The sequence below is a fragment of the Streptomyces sp. NPDC097595 genome (assembly GCF_044761525.1).
GTDB classification, from domain to species: domain Bacteria; phylum Actinomycetota; class Actinomycetes; order Streptomycetales; family Streptomycetaceae; genus Streptomyces; species Streptomyces drozdowiczii_A.
In genome coordinates this window covers 131,833-146,418 of sequence record NZ_JBIWCN010000011.1, presented here as the reverse complement: position 1 = coordinate 146,418, position 14,586 = coordinate 131,833, and the positions used below count along the sequence as shown (strand labels likewise).

The following is a 14,586-nucleotide window of genomic DNA, read 5'->3' as shown; positions in this document are numbered from 1 at the left end:
TCAGCCGCCCTCGTCCCTCAGCGCCTCGATGAGGAGCAGCGCGATGTCGTCGCTGCCCGGGGTGGCGTCCTTCGCGTACCGGACGAGGCTGTCGGCGACGGCCTCCATCGGGCGGCCGGTGTTCAGGCCGAACTGCTCGGCGAGCGCCGCCGTCGACCGGTCGATATCGATGCCCGGGACCTCCACGAGCCCGTCCGTGTACAGCGCGAGCGCGGCGCCCGGCGGCAGCGGGATCTCGGTCGTCGGGTACCGGGCGTCCCGGTCGACGCCGAGCAGCAGCCCGGGCGGCAGCCGCAGCACCTCCGTCTCCCCGCCGGGGTGGCGCAGCAGCGGCGGCGGGTGGCCGGCGGTGGCCAGCAGGGCGCGGTGGCCCGCCAGGTCCAGATGGACGTAGAGGCAGCTGGTGAACAGGTCCGCGTCGAGGTCGGCCAGCAGCCGGTTGGTGCGCGCCAGTACCTCGGCGGGCGGTGCGCCGGCCGAGGCGTGCACCGCCGTGCGCACCTGCCCCATCAGGGCGGCGGCCGTCACATTGTGGCCCTGCACGTCGCCGATGGCGGCGGCCGCGGTGGTGGAGTCGAGCGGGATGACGTCGTAGAAGTCGCCGCCGATGCCCATGCCCCGGGTGGCGGGCAGATAGCGGGCGGCCACGTCGAGCCCGCCGATCCGGGGCAGCGTGTGGGGGAGCAGATGGGCCTGGAGACTGTGGGCCAGCTGCTCCTTGGTGTCGTACAGGCGGGCCCGGTCCAGAGCCTGGGCGATGAGCCCGGCGATCGAGGTGAGCAGGGCCCGTTCCTCCGGTTCGAAGGGGCGCGTCCGGTCGTAACCGAACACCAGCGTGCCGACCGGGCGCCCGGAGGCGAACAGCGGCAGGAAGGCCCACGCGGCCAGGCCCTCCTGGAGGGACGCGGGCCGGAAGGCGCGCCGGAACTCGTCGAAGGTCCGGTAGAAGGCGGGCACGCCGGTGCTCAGCACCTGCGCCACGGGGGCGTCGGACGTCAGGGGCGCGCCCTCGAAGCACTCCATCAGCTCGTCGCCGAAGCCCCGGTGCCCCTCGATGCGCAGCCGGCCCTCCGCCACGGTCAGCACGGCGAGCGCCTGGATGCGGAAGGCGGGCACCAGCTGTTCGGCGATCAGCTCGACCACGTCCTGGATGCCCACGGCCTCCGTGAGCGTCGCGGCGAGGTGCATCAGGTGGTAGAGGGCGAATGCCCTGCCCGGGGTGAAGGGCGGGGCGTGGCCGGCGATCCTTGCGGGTGGCGCTCCCCTGTCAACCGGCGTGATGTACACGCTGATGCCGGAGGCGTCGGGATACAGGCTGAACGAGATCCAGTGATCCGGTGGCCGCAGAGCAACGAAAGACGCCGGTTCCCGGCTGACCAGGGCTCCCCGGTACCGGTCCTCGGAGTGCGGGTCGGCGAGCCAGCGCAGCGACTCCCAGGGAACAGTCCCCCTCAGTTCCTCGGCGCGCGCCCCTACCAGATCGGCTCCGGCCTCGTTGATGTGGGTGATACGGCCGCTTGTGTCCAGGGTGCAGAAGCCGCCCGGCAGCCGTGCGACGAAGTCCGCCGCAGCGACCGCTTCGACGGGGGCGGCAGGCGCGGCGGCGACCGGAGGGATCACCCACAGCCCGTGGTCGGCGGTGATCGGATGCCCCCGCTCGCGGGCCCGGACCAGCGCCCGGGCCGCGTCGTCGCAGATGCCGCGCACCGTCGCCCGTTCTTGCTCAGTCAGTTGCTCGGGGTGCGAGCTCGGCCACAGCAGGACAAGACCGCCGAGGCTCTCGGCACCGGCGAAGACGGGGGAGGCGGCCAGCGAGAAGTTGTACGGCAGGACGAGCGCGGGTCGTGGATACCTCCGGGCCAGTTCCTCCTGGCTGCCGAGCCAGACGAGCCCTCGGTCCTTCAGCGCGTCCGACACCGGCAGCGGCGCGGACAGCGGAACCCTTACCCAGGGGTCGGCGATCTCGGACGGGACCCCGGCGAGTACGGCCAGCCGCAGGATCGAGGTCCCGGGCGGCAGCACGTAGAGGAGCGCGACGGTGGCGCCCGTGTCCCGCATGGCGCGCTCCACCACCGCGTCGAGACGGGACTCCGCCGAATCCGTCGCGTGACCGCGATTGCCCATAAAAGTGACGATACGCCCACGTTGCGCATGCGACACCGCGATACCGGCCGCCCCGGCGTGCTTCCCCGCGCCGGTCAGCCCGCCGCCGCCTCCCGGCTGATCCGCTCGAACCGCGCCCCCATCTCCGCGGCCAGCGCCTGCGCGGCCGACAGGGGGCGGACCATCACCATGAGGTCGTCGATCAGGCCCTCTTCGTTCAGATGCAGGAAGTCGCAGCCGGTGATCTCCCGGTCACCGACCTTCGCGGTGAAGACGAGCGCGTGGTCGCGCCCGTCCGGGCTCGCCATCTCCCGTACGTAGCGGAAGTCCCCGAACACCTCCGAGACGGCCCGCAGGATCGCGGCCGTGACCGGCTTCCCCGGGTAGGGCTTGAACGCCACCGGGCTGGTGAAGACGACGTCATCGGCCAGCGCGGCCTCGACCGCCGCCAGATCGTGCGCCTCGACCGCCTTGCGGAAAGCGAGCATCCCGACCTCCATAGTCAATTTGTTGAATAGGTGCGAACGACATTAATCACATGGGTGCTAGCGTGTCCAGATGTCCCTCAAGTACGCGGTCCTGGCAGCCCTGCTCGAAGGCGAGGCGTCCGGGTACGACCTGGCGAAGGTCTTCGACGTCTCGGTGGCGAACTTCTGGTCGGCCACCCCCCAGCAGCTCTACCGGGAACTGGACCGGCTCGCCGAGCACGGCCTGATCGAGGCGCGCGTGGTCGAGCAGGAGCGCCGGCCGAACAAGCGCCTTTTCACGCTGACACCGGCCGGCCGCGACGCGCTCGGCGCGTTCACCGCCGAGGCGCCCCGGCCCACGGCCATCCGGGACGAACTGCTCGTGATGATCCAGGCCGTGGACGTCGGCGACACCGAGGCGGTACGGGCTTCGGTCGAGGAGCGCATGGAGTGGGCGCGCGCCAAACTCGCCCGCTACGAACGGCTGCGCCTGCGCCTGCTCGACGGCCGGGACGAGGCGGCTTTTCTCGCGGAGACCGACCGCGTCGGCCCCTATCTGACCCTGATGCGCGGGCGGTCCTTCGAGGAGGAGAACCTGCGCTGGGGCGGGCGCGTCCTGGAGATCCTGGAACTCCGTTCCCCGGCACGGGCGATGGGCGCCGACGCGGTCTGAGGTCGTTGTCGGACCCCTCGGTTAGGGTCCCCGGCATGACTGAATTCGTGTTGGTGGCGGGCGCCTGGCTGAACGGATCGGTGTGGGACGACGTGGCGTCGGGCCTGCGCGCGGCCGGGCACGGTGTCCATCCGGTGACCCTGTCCGGACTCGGTGAGAAGCGGGAACGGCCGGTCGGCCGGCAGACCCATGTGAACGACATCGTCGAGGAGGTGGAGCGGCTCGGTCTGCGCGACGTCGTCCTCGTCGGCCACAGCTACTCGGGCATTCCCGTGGGCCAGGCCGCCGCGCGCCTGGGCGACCGGCTGACCCGTGTCGTCTTCGTGGACGCCGGCGTGCCCACCGACGGCGAGTCGTTCGTCTCCGCGTGGTGGCAGGGGCCGGACGCGCTCCAGGCGCAGCTCGACGCGAACGGCGGCCTTTGGGCCCTCCCGGAGGCCGCCGAGTTCGAGGGCCAGGACATGACCGACGAACAGATCGCGCGCTTCCTGGCCGGCGCGACGCCGCACCCGGGCGCCGCCCTGAGCGACCCCGCCGTGCTGGACCGCCCGCTCGGCGAGCTGCCGGCGACCTACATCAAGTGCCTCCTCGACGGTCCCGAACCCAGCGAGGACGCGGCCCGCCTGCTGACGAGCGAGCGGTGGGAGCTGGTCACGATGGACACCGGCCACTGGCCGATGATCTCCCGCCCCGACGAACTGGCCGCGATCCTCGACAAGGCCGCCGCCTCCTGACGGTCGAACGGGGGCGCGGCGGCCCGATCGGCCGATCCGGGCGCGCGCCCCCGCGCCGTACGGGCTGCAATGGACGGGTGACCGCGCCCCCCGACGACTGCCTCGCGCGCAACGAGTGGGTCTGCGGCGCCTATCTGAGCAGCCGCCGCCACATCCTCTGGGAAGCGGCGCTGCAACACATCCAGCTGACCGCGGTCTCCGTGCTCATCGGCCTCGCCCTCGCCCTGCCGCTCGCCCTCGCCGCACGGCGCTGGCACTGGGCCGCCGGACCCGTCCTCGGCGTGACGACGATCCTCTACACCATCCCGTCGCTCGCCATGTTCTCCCTGCTGCTGCCGGTGTACGGACTCTCCGCCTCGCTCGTCGTCGCGGGCCTCGTCCTCTACTCGCTGACCCTGCTCGTGCGCAACGTACTCGCCGGGCTGCGCGCCGTCCCCGAGGAGACCCGGCAGGCGGCGCGGGGCATGGGCTACGGCCCCGTACGGCTGCTCGTCGCCGTCGAACTCCCGCTCGCCCTGCCCGCCGCGATGGCCGGGCTGCGCATCGCCACCGTCTCCGCGGTCTCCCTGGTCACCATCGGCGCGATCGTCGGCTACGGCGGGCTGGGCAACCTCATCTACGCCGGGATGAACACGTACTTCAAGGCCCAGGTGCTCACCGCGTCCGTCCTGTGCGTCGTCATCGCCGTCGCCGCCGACCTGCTCCTCCTGCTGCTGCAACGCCTGCTCACCCCGTGGACGAGGAGCCGGTCGTGAACACCCTGACGGACGCCTGGTCCTGGCTCACCACCTCCGCGCACTGGCAGGGCCAGGACGGCATCTGGGCCCGGCTCGGCCAGCACCTCTACCTCACCGCCGTCTGCCTGCTGATCAGCTGCCTCATCGCGCTGCCCGTCGCCCTGCTCCTCGGCCACCTCGGCCGGGGCGGCGCGCTCGCCGTCAACATCTCCAACGTGGGGCGCGCCGTGCCCACCTTCGCCGTGCTGGTCCTGCTCCTGCTCACCCCGGTCGGCCGCTGGGGCGAGGGCCCGACCGTCGTGGCACTCGTCCTGTTCGCCGTGCCCCCGCTGCTCACCAACGCGTACGTCGGCATGCGCGAGGTCGACCGGGACGTCGTCCGAGCCGCCCGGGGCATGGGTATGACGGGCCGCCAACTGCTCCTCCAGGTCGAGGTCCCGCTCGCCCTGCCCCTCATCCTCACCGGGGTGCGCATCGCCGCCGTGCAACTCGTCGCCACGGCCACCATCGCGGCGCTCGCGGGCGGCGGAGGGCTGGGCCGCATCATCACCGCCGGGTTCAACCTCGCCTCCACCCCGCAGGTGGTCGCCGGAGCGGTCCTGGTCGCGGCGTTCGCCCTGGTCGTGGAGGGGGTCTTCGAGGCGGCCCAGCGGTTCGCGCCGCGCCGGTTCGGGCTGCGCGTGGCGGAGGAGACCGCATGAGGGCCGCCCGCCCGCTCGCCGCGCTCCTGCTGCTGGCGGCCACCGCCTGCACCAGCGGACCGGCCCTGGAGAACCAGGGCGCGGTCACCGCCCCGCCCGGCGACAGCAAGCACCTGACCATCGGCTCCGCGGGATTCACCGAGAGCGACCTGCTCGCCCAGATGTACGCCCTGCTGCTGGACCGCGCCGGATACTCCACCAAGATCATCTCGGTCACCAACCGGGAGATCTACGAACCCGCCCTGGAGAACGGCCAGATCGACGTCGTCCCCGAATACGCGGCCACCTTCGCCGACTGGCTCAACGCCAAGGAGCACGGCGCCGACGCCGCCCCCGTCGGCTCACCGGACCTCGCCGCCACGATGAAGGCCCTGCGCGCCCTGGCCGCACCGCGCGGGCTCACCGTCCTCGACCCCGGCCGGGCCGTCGACCAGAACGCGTTCGCGGTCACCGCCGCCTACGCCCGCAAGCACCACCTGAAGACCCTGAGCGACCTCGGCCGCTCGGGACTGCCCGTACGCCTCGCGGCCGGCGACGAGTGCGTCCAGCGCCCGTACTGCGCGCCCGGCCTGAAGAAGACGTACGGCATCGACATCACCGCCGTCGACCCCAAGGGCGTCGGCACCACGCAGGCCAAGCAGGCCGTGCAGAGCGGCCGCGACCAGATGGTGCTGACCACCACCACCGACGCCACCCTGGACGACTTCGGGCTCGTCCTCCTCGCCGACGACAAGCACCTCCAGAACGCCGACTACCTCGTCCCCGTCGTCAACCGGGCCCGCGCCGGCGGCGCCGGGGTGCGCAAGGCCCTGGGCAAGCTGAACACCGTACTGACCACCGCGGACCTGGCCCGGCTCAACGAACAGGTCGACAGCTGGCGCCGGCTCCCCGAGGACGTGGCCCGCGCCTATCTGCGCTCCGAGCACCTCATCCCCGGCGAGAAGGGATGAGCCCGCACTGCGGCGCGCGGACCGATGAGTCCGGGCCGCCGCACCGGTCAACCCTTCGATACCCCCGGACAAGGCGGAGCGATGAGCACCCTGCGCGAAGTTCTCGAGAAGTACGTCCACGACGGATCGGTCCCCGGCGCCGTGGGCCTGGTGGCGCGCGGCGGCCGCGTGGAGGTGGCGGCCGTGGGGAGTGCCGGTACGGACGACGGCAGGCCGATGACCCGGGACGCGGTCTTCAGGATCGCCTCGGTCACCAAACCGGTCGTCGCCGCCGCGGCCATGATCCTGGTCGAGGACGGGCGGATCGCGCTGGAGGACCCGGTCGCGCCCTGGCTGCCCGAGCTGGCGGCACCCGTCGTCGTCCGCGCCCCGGACGGCCCACCGGACGACGTCGTCCCGGCGTCACGCCCCCTCACCCTGCTCGACCTCATGACCTCGCGCGCGGGGTACGGCTTCCCGTCCGACTTCTCACTGCCCGCCGCCCGCCTCCTGTTCAGCGAGCTGAAGCAGGGCTCGCCGCTGCCGCGCGATGTCGCGCCCCCGGACGCCTGGATGGACACGCTCTCGCGCATCCCGCTGCTCGCCCAGCCGGGCCGGGAGTGGCTGTACAACACCTGCTCCGACATCCTCGGCGTGCTCATCGCCCGGGTCGCCGGGCAGCCGCTGCCGGAGTTCCTCGCCGAGCGGATCTTCGGACCGCTCGGCATGAGCGACACCGGCTTCACGGTCCCCGCCGACAAGCGCGGCCGCTTCACCGCCCTGTACCGGCCGGGCGCGGACGGCGGGCTGGTGCTGGTCGACACCCCGGCCGGGCAGTGGAGCAGCATGCCGGACTTCCCGTCCGGAGCCGGTGGCCTGGTCTCCACCGTGGACGACCTGCACACCTTCGCCCGCATGCTGCTCGGTGAGGGCACGGTGGAGGGCCGGCGCCTCCTGTCACCCGCGTCCGTGCGACAGATGACGACGGACCACCTGACCCCCGCTCAGCGCGAGGCCAGCGGGCTGTTCACCGAGGGCCAGGGCTGGGGTTTCGGCGGCGCGGTGGACGTCGACAGGACCGCCCCGTACAACGTGCCGGGGCGCTACGGCTGGGTCGGCGGCACCGGCACCACGGCACACATCGTCCCGGCCACCGGCACGGCCGCGATCATGCTCAGCCAGGTGGAGATGACCGGCCCCACCCCGCCGGCGCTGATGCGCGACTTCTGGCAGTACGCGGCGGACGCCTGACCCGCACCGGCGCGCCCCTCAGGCGTCCGCCACCGAGTCGAACCGCACCTCGTCGCGCCCCACGCCCTGCGCGTCCGCGTCCACCGAACGCCGCAGGGCCTCATGGAGCTTCGCCGGAGTCAGCACCCCGAGGAACCGGGCCCCGTCCAGCACCGCGATCCACCCCGCGTCCCGCTGAAGCATCTCGCTGAACGCCCGCTTCAGCGGCGCGCCCACCGGCACCCACGCGTCCATCCGGCGGGCCAGCTCACCCACCGTGCCCTCGTCCCCGGCGATCCGCAGCGCGTCCGCCGACACCCAGCCGTGCAGCTCGCCCGCCTCGTTCAGCACGACCGCCCAGCGCGCACCGGCCGCGGCCAGCCGGGCCGCCGCCGCCCCCGCCGGTTCGTCGAGGCGGGCCAGCGGCGGCTGCTCCAGGTCGTCCGGTTCGATCGCCGTGACCGACAGCCGCTTCAGCCCCCGGTCCGCGCCGACGAACTCCGCCACATACGGGGTCGCGGGCGAGCCGAGCACCGCGCCCGGCGTGTCGAACTGCTCGATGCGCCCCTGCCCGTACACCGCGATCCGGTCACCCATCCGGACGGCCTCCTCGATGTCGTGGGTGACCATCAGAACCGTCTTCCTCACCCTCGACTGGAGCTTCAGGAATTCGTTCTGCAGCCGCTCGCGCACCACGGGGTCCACCGCGCCGAACGGCTCGTCCATCAGGAGCACCGGCGGGTCGGCGGCGAGGGCCCGCGCCACGCCGACGCGCTGGCGCTGGCCGCCGGAGAGCTGCGCGGGATAGCGGGAGCCGTACACCGACGGGTCGAGCCCCACCAGATCCAGCAGCTCGGCCGCCCGCTCCCGGGCCCGGGACCGCTTCCAGCCGACGAGCGCCGGCACGGTCGCCGTGTTGTCGAGGACCGTCCGGTGCGGGAAGAGCCCCACCTGCTGGATGACGTAGCCGATGCCCCGCCGCAGCTTCACCGGGTCGGTCTTCATGATGTCCCGGCCGTCCACCAGGATGCGGCCCGAGGTCGGTTCGATCAGCCGGTTCACCATCATCATCGTGGTCGTCTTGCCGCAGCCCGAAGGGCCCACCAGGGTGACCAGTTCTCCCTCGGCGACCTCGAAGGAAAGGGCGTCGACCGCGGCCGTGCCGTCCGGATAGACCTTGCCGACCTGTTCGAACCGGATCATGAGAGCACGGTAGGAGCCCGCCGCCCCGGCCGCACACGGGCCGCGACCGTCCGGGGCACACCGGTGTGCTGAACTGTCCGGGAACCGTCCGATCCAGGAGCACCCTTGAACAGCTACCGGCAGCCCGGCCTCGTCCTCACCGACCACCGCTTCACCGTCCCGCTCGACCACGCCGACCCCGGCGGTGAGCAGATCGAGGTCTTCGGCCGGGAGATCGTGGCCGCGTCCAGGGCCGGCCAGGAGCTGCCCTGGCTGCTGTATCTGGAGGGCGGTCCCGGCTTCGGCGCCCGGCGCTTCACCGGCGCGGAGGCATGGCTCGGGCGCGCGGTGCGGGAATTCCGGGTGCTCCTGCTCGACCAGCGCGGCACCGGCCTGTCGACGCCGGCCAACCGGCAGACCCTGCCGCTGCGGGGCGGGCCGCGCGAGCAGGCCGACTACCTCGCGCACTTCCGCGCGGACAACATCGTGCGCGACTGCGAGTTCATCCGCCCGCAGCTGACCGGCGGCGCGCCCTGGACCGTACTCGGCCAGTCCTTCGGCGGCTTCTGCGCCGTCCGCTACCTCTCGTCCGCCCCCGAAGGACTGAACACCGTCCTGATCACCGGCGGCCTGCCCTCCCTCGACGCCCACGCGGACGACGTCTACCGGGCCGCGTATCCCCGTATCGAGCGGAAGGTCGCCGCGCACTACGCCCGCTACCCGCAGGACGTCGAACGCGCCCGGGAGATCACCGCTCACCTCGCGGAGCACCGCCCCGAGAGCGCCGGGCACCGGCTGACGCCCGAGAGCTTCCAGTCCCTCGGCATCATGCTCGGCGGCGGCAGCGGCAGCCACCAGCTGCACTACCTCCTGGAGAACGCCTTCGTCCGCACCCCGCACGGCACCGAGCTCTCCGACACCTTCCAGGAGGCCATGCGCACGGCGACCTCCTTCGCCGGACACCCCCTGTACGCCCTCATGCACGAGGCCATCTACGGCCAGGGCGGGCGCCCCACGGACTGGGCGGCCGAGCGGGTCCGCGCCGAGTTCCCTCGCTTCGACGCCGCGACGGCCCTCGCGGGTGACGGGCCGGTCCTGTTCACGGGCGAGTCCATCCACCCCTGGCACTTCGAGGTGGACCCCGCACTGCGCCCGCTGCGCGAGACGGCCGCGCTCTTGGCCGCCCGCAGCGACTGGGAGCCGCTGTACGACTCCGAGCGCCTGGCCGCCAACGAGGTCCCGGTGGCCGCCGCCGTCTACCACGACGACATGTACGTGGACACCGCCCACGCGCTGCGCACCGCCGCCGCGATCCGGGGGCTGCGCACCTGGGTGACTGACGAGTTCGAGCACGACGGACTGCGCGCGGGCGGGCCCCGCGTCCTGGACCGGCTGCTCGCGCTGGTCCGCGACGAGGCCTGACGCACACTGTCCGGGGCCGGCCGTACGGGACCGGCCCCGCGACGGCTCAGCCCTGGAGGGCGTCCAGCGTCGCGTTCAGGTCCGGCGCCGAGCGCGGCGCGCGGTTGTGCGGGAGCTTCGACAGGGCCGCTGCCATCCCGCAGGTGTCGGTGACGGCGGAGAAGACGAGACCGGAGCCGACACCGGCGGACAGCCAGCGCGCGGCCGGGTACCTGACGCCCGCCAGCAGCCCGGCCACCACGAGCGAGCCGGCCGCCAGCCGGACCTGGCGCTCCATCGGCCAGGTGGCCCGCGCGCCCTCCGGACGCTCCAGGCCGTGGCCTTCGCTCGCCCAGGCGGAGGTGCCGCCGGTGAGCGTCGCCGCCTGGATGTCGGCCGCCGAGAGGAGGTCGCAGGCGCGCGTGGAGCGGTTGCCCGAGGCGCAGACCATGAGCAGCGCGCCCCGGGCGGACGCGGACTTGAGCGCGGGCAGCGCCTCGTCGAGCCGGTCGAGCGGTATGTTCAGCGCCCCCGGCACGTGCCCCGCCGCGTACTCGCCGGGTGCGCGTACGTCGATCACGGTGAACTCCGTGAGGCGGGCGGCCGCCTGGGCGGGGGAGAGGGATACGGGGCTGGTCACGAGCTGTGTTCCTTTCGTTCACCGGGGTACGGGACAGGTCTCGCTCTCTCCTGCCCCGGACGGCCAAGGATACCCCCCTGGGTATCGCAGTCCGCCGTGTCACGGGTCTCACCGTCGCCTTGCCCGTTAGCCTGCGGATATGACCGAGCAGCTGAAGCCCATGCCCGAGGACTGGCGGCGCGCGCTCGCCGTGGTCGCACATCCCGACGACCTGGAGTACGGCTGCGCGGCCGCGGTGGCCGGCTGGACCGACGCCGGACGCGAGGTCACGTATCTGCTCGCGACCAGGGGCGAGGCCGGTATCGACACCCTCGAACCGGAGAAGTGCGCGCCGTTGCGCGAGCGGGAGCAGCGTGCGAGCGCGGCGGCCGTCGGGGTCTCCCGGGTCGAGTTCCTGGACCACCGCGACGGGGTGATCGAGTACGGCATCCCGCTCCGCCGGGACATCGCGGCGGCCATGCGGCGGTACCGCCCGGAGTTGGTGATCACGCTCAACCACCGTGACACCTGGGGCGGTGTCGCGTGGAACACGCCGGACCACCGCGCCGTCGGCCGCGCCACGCTCGACGCGGCGGCGGACGCGGGCAACCGCTGGATCTTCCCGGAGCTGGGGGCGCAGGGCCTCGAACCGTGGGACGGGGTGCGCTGGGTGGCCGTGGCGGGATCGTCCACGCCCACTCACGCGGTGGACGCGACCGCCGGTCTGGAGCGGTCCGTGCAGTCCCTTCTGGCCCACCGCACCTACATCGAAGTCCTCACGGACGAGGACCCCGAGACCTACTGCCGCACCTTCCTCACCGGCAACGCCGAGGCCGCCTCCGAGCGCTTCGGCGGGCGTCCGGCGGTCCCCTTCGAGCTCTTCGCCCGGTAGTCACGCAAGGGTCGGTCGGCCATGAAGCCGCAGGTCAGCGGATTAATGTTGTCCAGACCATTGACATGTAAGCGCCAGGATGTTGCATTCGGTCCCGTTGTGTTGCGCGACTTTGGTGTCTTGAGTGACCAATGGAGGATCTGTGACGCCTCGCCCGCCCCGCATCACCGCTCTCACCGCCGCCGCTGCCCTGCTCGCAGGCGGCATGCTGGCCGCCGGACCGTCCGCCCGGGCAGCAGATGCCCCACCCGCACCGGCCAAGGCCCGGGACACACCCACGATCACCCCCACCCCCCAGTCCGCCGAGCCCCGCCCCGACCGGGTGACCCTCACCCCCACCGTCACCCTGATCGCCGGCGGGACCGCCGACGCACCCACGCTCGACGTGGTGGAGACGGCCCTGCGCAAGGCGGGCGCCCAGCACGTCGTCCGCGCGCGGCGCCCCGTCCCCGGCAGGCTCACCGTGTACGCGGGTGACACCGCCGCGCTCGCCGCGCAGAAGCTCGACGGGCCCGCCGAACTGCCCGCCGAGGGCTACGTCCTCGGGATCGGCGCCGGCCGGATCGTCCTCGCCGGCAAGGACGCCACCGGCACCTACTACGCCGCGCAGACCCTGCGCCAGGTCCTGCCGCACCGGGGACACCCGGGCGGCCAGGTCGCCGGACTCGCCGTGCGCGACTGGCCCGGCACCGCGTTGCGCGGGGTCATCGAGGGCTTCTACGGCACCCCCTGGTCGCACGAGGCCCGCCTCGACCAGCTCGACTACTACGGCGAGCACAAGATGAACATCTACGTGTACTCGCCCAAGGACGACGACTATCTCCGGGCCAAGTGGCGAGAGCCCTACCCCGCCGACCGGCTGGCGCAGATCAAGGACCTCGCCGACCGGGCGGCCCTGCGGCACGTCGAGTTCACCTACGCCCTCTCGCCCGGCCTCTCGGTGTGCTACAGCTCCGACGCGGACGTGAAGGCGCTCGTCGACAAGTTCCGGACGATGTGGGACATCGGCGTCCGCACCTTCGCGGTCCCGCTGGACGACATCAGCTACACCGACTGGAACTGCGACGCCGACAAGGCGAAGTGGGGGACCGGCGGCGGCGCGGCGGGCGCCGCCCAGGCCCACCTGCTCAACCGGGTCAACCAGGAGTTCATCGCCACCCACCCCGGGGCCCAGCCGCTCCAGATGGTCCCCACCGAGTACTACAACGTCAGCCCGTCGGCGTACAAGACGGCCCTCTCCGAACAGCTCGACCCCGATGTGCTGGTCGAGTGGACCGGTGTCGGGGTCGTCGCGCCGACCATGACGGTCGCTCAGGCGGACGCCGCCCGGAAGGTGTTCGGACACCCGATCCTGACCTGGGACAACTACCCGGTCAACGACTACGCCACCGACCGGCTGCTGCTCGGCCCCTTCAACGGCCGCGAGAAGGGGCTGCCCGGGCGGCTCGCCGGTATCACCGCCAACCCGATGATCCAGCCGTACGCGTCGAAGCTCTCGCTGTACACCGTCGCGGACTACTCCTGGAACGACGCCGCCTACGACCCGCGCGAGTCCTGGGGCAAGGGCATCGAGGAGTACGCGGGCGGCGACGCCCGGACCGCGAAGGCGCTGCGGGCCTTCGCGGACGTCAACTACAGCTCCGCGCTCAACACCGCGAAGGCACCCGAGCTGTCCGCCGCCTTCGCCCGCTACTGGGAGTCCGGGGACGCGAGGCGGCTCGACGCCGTCCTGGCCTCGCTGGGCGCGGCCCCCGCCCGGCTGCGCGCCGCTCTCCCGGACCGGGGCTTCATCGCGGACTCCGGCCCCTGGCTGGACGCCACCGAGTCCTGGGCCACCGCCGCACGCACCGCCCTGCGCATGGTCGAGGCCGCCCGCGCCGGAAAGGGCGCCCAGGCGTGGGAGCTCCGGCAGCGGCTGCCCGCACAGGTGGAGCGCGCCGCCTCGTTCACGTACACCGGGCTCGACGGGCGCAAGGTGCCGGCGCTGGTCGGCGACGGGCAGCTGGACGGGTTCACCGACGCCGCCACCGCCGAGTACGACCGGCTGCTCGGCGTGAGCGGCAGGCCCACGGCCTCGACCAGCCTGGGCACGTACCAGAGCAACACCGCCGCCCGGATGCTCGACGGCGACGACTCCACGTACTTCTGGAGCGACGGGGCGCCCGCGGTCGGGGACCAGCTGACCGTCGACCTCGGCGAGTCCCGGGCCATCGGCCCCATCGCGCTCGCCATGGCCAAGCCGGGCAGCACCGACGACTACCTCCACGAAGGAGTCCTGGAGTACTCGGCGGACGGCAAGAGCTGGCAGAAGCTCGCGGACTTCTCCGGGAAGCCCGACGTGACGGCGGACCCGCCCGCCGGGACGAAGGCGCGCTATGTGCGGGCCCGGGCCACCGCCGGGCAGAGCAGCTGGGTCGTGGTCCGGGAATTCCAGGTCACGACCACGGACGGCGCGGTCACCGGCAACCCGCCCGCCGCCACCGGCTCCTCGCTCCGCGCGGCCGCCGACGGAGACCCGGGCACCGTGTACCGGGGCGCGCGGGCGGCCGCGAAGGGCGAGTCGCTGGAGGTGGACCTCGTCGCCGCGCGGCCGGTCGGCTCGGTGACGGTGCTGCGGCCCTCCGGCTCCGAGGCCGCCGCCGACGTCCAGCTGCGTACGGCGGACGGCAGCTGGCACACCGTGGGCGCGCTGCACGGCGCGTACACCGCCATCGACACCGCCGGACGCACCGCCGACGCGGTGCGGCTGGCCTGGAAGGCCGGTTCGGCCGCGCCGCAGGTCGCCGAGGTGGTGGTGGGCGAGTAGCCCTCGCGTACGGTCGTGGGGGGGGGGGGGGGGGGGGGGGGGGGCCGGGGGGGGGGGGGGGCGGGGGGGGGGGGGCAGGCGCCTGCGGCGGGCCTTTTCCCCTACCCGCCCC

13 protein-coding genes are annotated in these 14,586 nt (G+C 73.1%); 9 read left to right on the top strand and 4 right to left on the bottom strand.

Annotated elements, in window-relative coordinates:
* Both ACIQZN_RS19150 and ACIQZN_RS19145 read right to left on the bottom strand, forming a co-directional pair.
* Nucleotides 1–2,124, bottom strand: coding sequence for a SpoIIE family protein phosphatase (locus ACIQZN_RS19150; RefSeq protein ID WP_403994864.1), 2,124 nt, complete (start codon nucleotides 2,122–2,124; stop codon nucleotides 1–3).
* Between the two features lie 74 nt (nucleotides 2,125–2,198).
* A complete protein-coding gene (locus tag ACIQZN_RS19145; RefSeq protein WP_403994861.1) occupies nucleotides 2,199–2,591 on the bottom strand; it encodes a nuclear transport factor 2 family protein in 393 nt (130 codons plus the stop codon).
* A 70-nt stretch (nucleotides 2,592–2,661) separates the two neighbouring features.
* Here ACIQZN_RS19145 and ACIQZN_RS19140 point away from each other — a divergent pair, with 70 nt between their 5' ends.
* The 6 genes from ACIQZN_RS19140 (at nucleotide 2,662) to ACIQZN_RS19115 (ending at nucleotide 7,595) form a co-directional block, all read left to right on the top strand.
* The gene (locus ACIQZN_RS19140) at nucleotides 2,662–3,243 is read left to right on the top strand and encodes a PadR family transcriptional regulator (protein ID WP_403994858.1); all 582 of its coding nucleotides are present in this window, start codon (nucleotides 2,662–2,664) and stop codon (nucleotides 3,241–3,243) included.
* A 35-nt stretch (nucleotides 3,244–3,278) separates the two neighbouring features.
* Nucleotides 3,279–3,977, top strand: coding sequence for an alpha/beta fold hydrolase (locus ACIQZN_RS19135; RefSeq protein ID WP_403994855.1), 699 nt, complete (start codon nucleotides 3,279–3,281; stop codon nucleotides 3,975–3,977).
* 77 nt (nucleotides 3,978–4,054) lie between these two features.
* Nucleotides 4,055–4,732, top strand: a complete 678-nt coding sequence (locus ACIQZN_RS19130) for an ABC transporter permease (protein WP_403994852.1) — start codon at nucleotides 4,055–4,057, stop codon at nucleotides 4,730–4,732.
* On the top strand, nucleotides 4,729–5,415 hold the full coding sequence (locus ACIQZN_RS19125) for an ABC transporter permease (protein WP_403994849.1): 687 nt from the start codon (nucleotides 4,729–4,731) through the stop codon (nucleotides 5,413–5,415). The genes ACIQZN_RS19130 and ACIQZN_RS19125 overlap by 4 nt, the downstream gene beginning before the upstream one ends.
* A complete protein-coding gene (locus ACIQZN_RS19120) occupies nucleotides 5,412–6,365 on the top strand; it encodes an ABC transporter substrate-binding protein (RefSeq protein ID WP_403994846.1) in 954 nt (317 codons plus the stop codon). Before ACIQZN_RS19125 ends, ACIQZN_RS19120 begins: the two co-directional genes overlap by 4 nt.
* Nucleotides 6,366–6,446: 81 nt before the next feature.
* Nucleotides 6,447–7,595, top strand: a complete 1,149-nt coding sequence (locus ACIQZN_RS19115; RefSeq protein WP_403994843.1) for a serine hydrolase domain-containing protein — start codon at nucleotides 6,447–6,449, stop codon at nucleotides 7,593–7,595.
* 18 nt (nucleotides 7,596–7,613) lie between these two features.
* Here the strand turns inward: ACIQZN_RS19115 and ACIQZN_RS19110 are convergent, their stop codons facing one another.
* Nucleotides 7,614–8,777 carry an ABC transporter ATP-binding protein gene (locus ACIQZN_RS19110; RefSeq protein ID WP_403994840.1) on the bottom strand — a complete coding sequence of 388 codons (1,164 nt, stop codon included), beginning with the start codon at nucleotides 8,775–8,777 and terminating at the stop codon, nucleotides 7,614–7,616.
* 105 nt (nucleotides 8,778–8,882) lie between these two features.
* Between ACIQZN_RS19110 and ACIQZN_RS19105 the strand changes: the two genes are divergently transcribed.
* Entirely contained in the window at nucleotides 8,883–10,178 is a 1,296-nt protein-coding gene (locus ACIQZN_RS19105) for an alpha/beta fold hydrolase (RefSeq protein ID WP_403994837.1), read from the top strand.
* 46 nt (nucleotides 10,179–10,224) lie between these two features.
* On the opposite strand, the gene ACIQZN_RS19100 is transcribed toward ACIQZN_RS19105, so the two are convergent.
* Nucleotides 10,225–10,797 carry a rhodanese-like domain-containing protein gene (locus ACIQZN_RS19100; protein WP_403994834.1) on the bottom strand — a complete coding sequence of 191 codons (573 nt, stop codon included), beginning with the start codon at nucleotides 10,795–10,797 and terminating at the stop codon, nucleotides 10,225–10,227.
* A 139-nt stretch (nucleotides 10,798–10,936) separates the two neighbouring features.
* Between ACIQZN_RS19100 and ACIQZN_RS19095 the strand changes: the two genes are divergently transcribed.
* Both ACIQZN_RS19095 and ACIQZN_RS19090 read left to right on the top strand, forming a co-directional pair.
* Nucleotides 10,937–11,668 carry a PIG-L deacetylase family protein gene (locus tag ACIQZN_RS19095; protein WP_403994831.1) on the top strand — a complete coding sequence of 244 codons (732 nt, stop codon included), beginning with the start codon at nucleotides 10,937–10,939 and terminating at the stop codon, nucleotides 11,666–11,668.
* Between the two features lie 142 nt (nucleotides 11,669–11,810).
* Nucleotides 11,811–14,474 (top strand): beta-N-acetylglucosaminidase domain-containing protein, encoded by a 2,664-nt coding sequence (locus ACIQZN_RS19090; protein WP_403994828.1) that lies wholly within the window; start codon nucleotides 11,811–11,813, stop codon nucleotides 14,472–14,474.
* Nucleotides 14,475–14,586 lie beyond the last annotated feature (112 nt).

Bases quoted from the DNA above. Each gene is read 5' to 3' on its own strand.
- ACIQZN_RS19150 (WP_403994864.1), bottom strand. From the start codon at position 2,124: ATGGGCAATCGCGGTCACGCGACGGATTCGGCGGAGTCCCGTCTCGAC.
- ACIQZN_RS19145 (WP_403994861.1), bottom strand. From the start codon at position 2,591: ATGCTCGCTTTCCGCAAGGCGGTCGAGGCGCACGATCTGGCGGCGGTC.
- ACIQZN_RS19140 (WP_403994858.1), top strand. From the start codon at position 2,662: ATGTCCCTCAAGTACGCGGTCCTGGCAGCCCTGCTCGAAGGCGAGGCG.
- ACIQZN_RS19135 (WP_403994855.1), top strand. From the start codon at position 3,279: ATGACTGAATTCGTGTTGGTGGCGGGCGCCTGGCTGAACGGATCGGTG.
- ACIQZN_RS19120 (WP_403994846.1), top strand. From the start codon at position 5,412: ATGAGGGCCGCCCGCCCGCTCGCCGCGCTCCTGCTGCTGGCGGCCACC.
- ACIQZN_RS19115 (WP_403994843.1), top strand. From the start codon at position 6,447: ATGAGCACCCTGCGCGAAGTTCTCGAGAAGTACGTCCACGACGGATCG.
- ACIQZN_RS19110 (WP_403994840.1), bottom strand. From the start codon at position 8,777: ATGATCCGGTTCGAACAGGTCGGCAAGGTCTATCCGGACGGCACGGCC.
- ACIQZN_RS19095 (WP_403994831.1), top strand. From the start codon at position 10,937: ATGACCGAGCAGCTGAAGCCCATGCCCGAGGACTGGCGGCGCGCGCTC.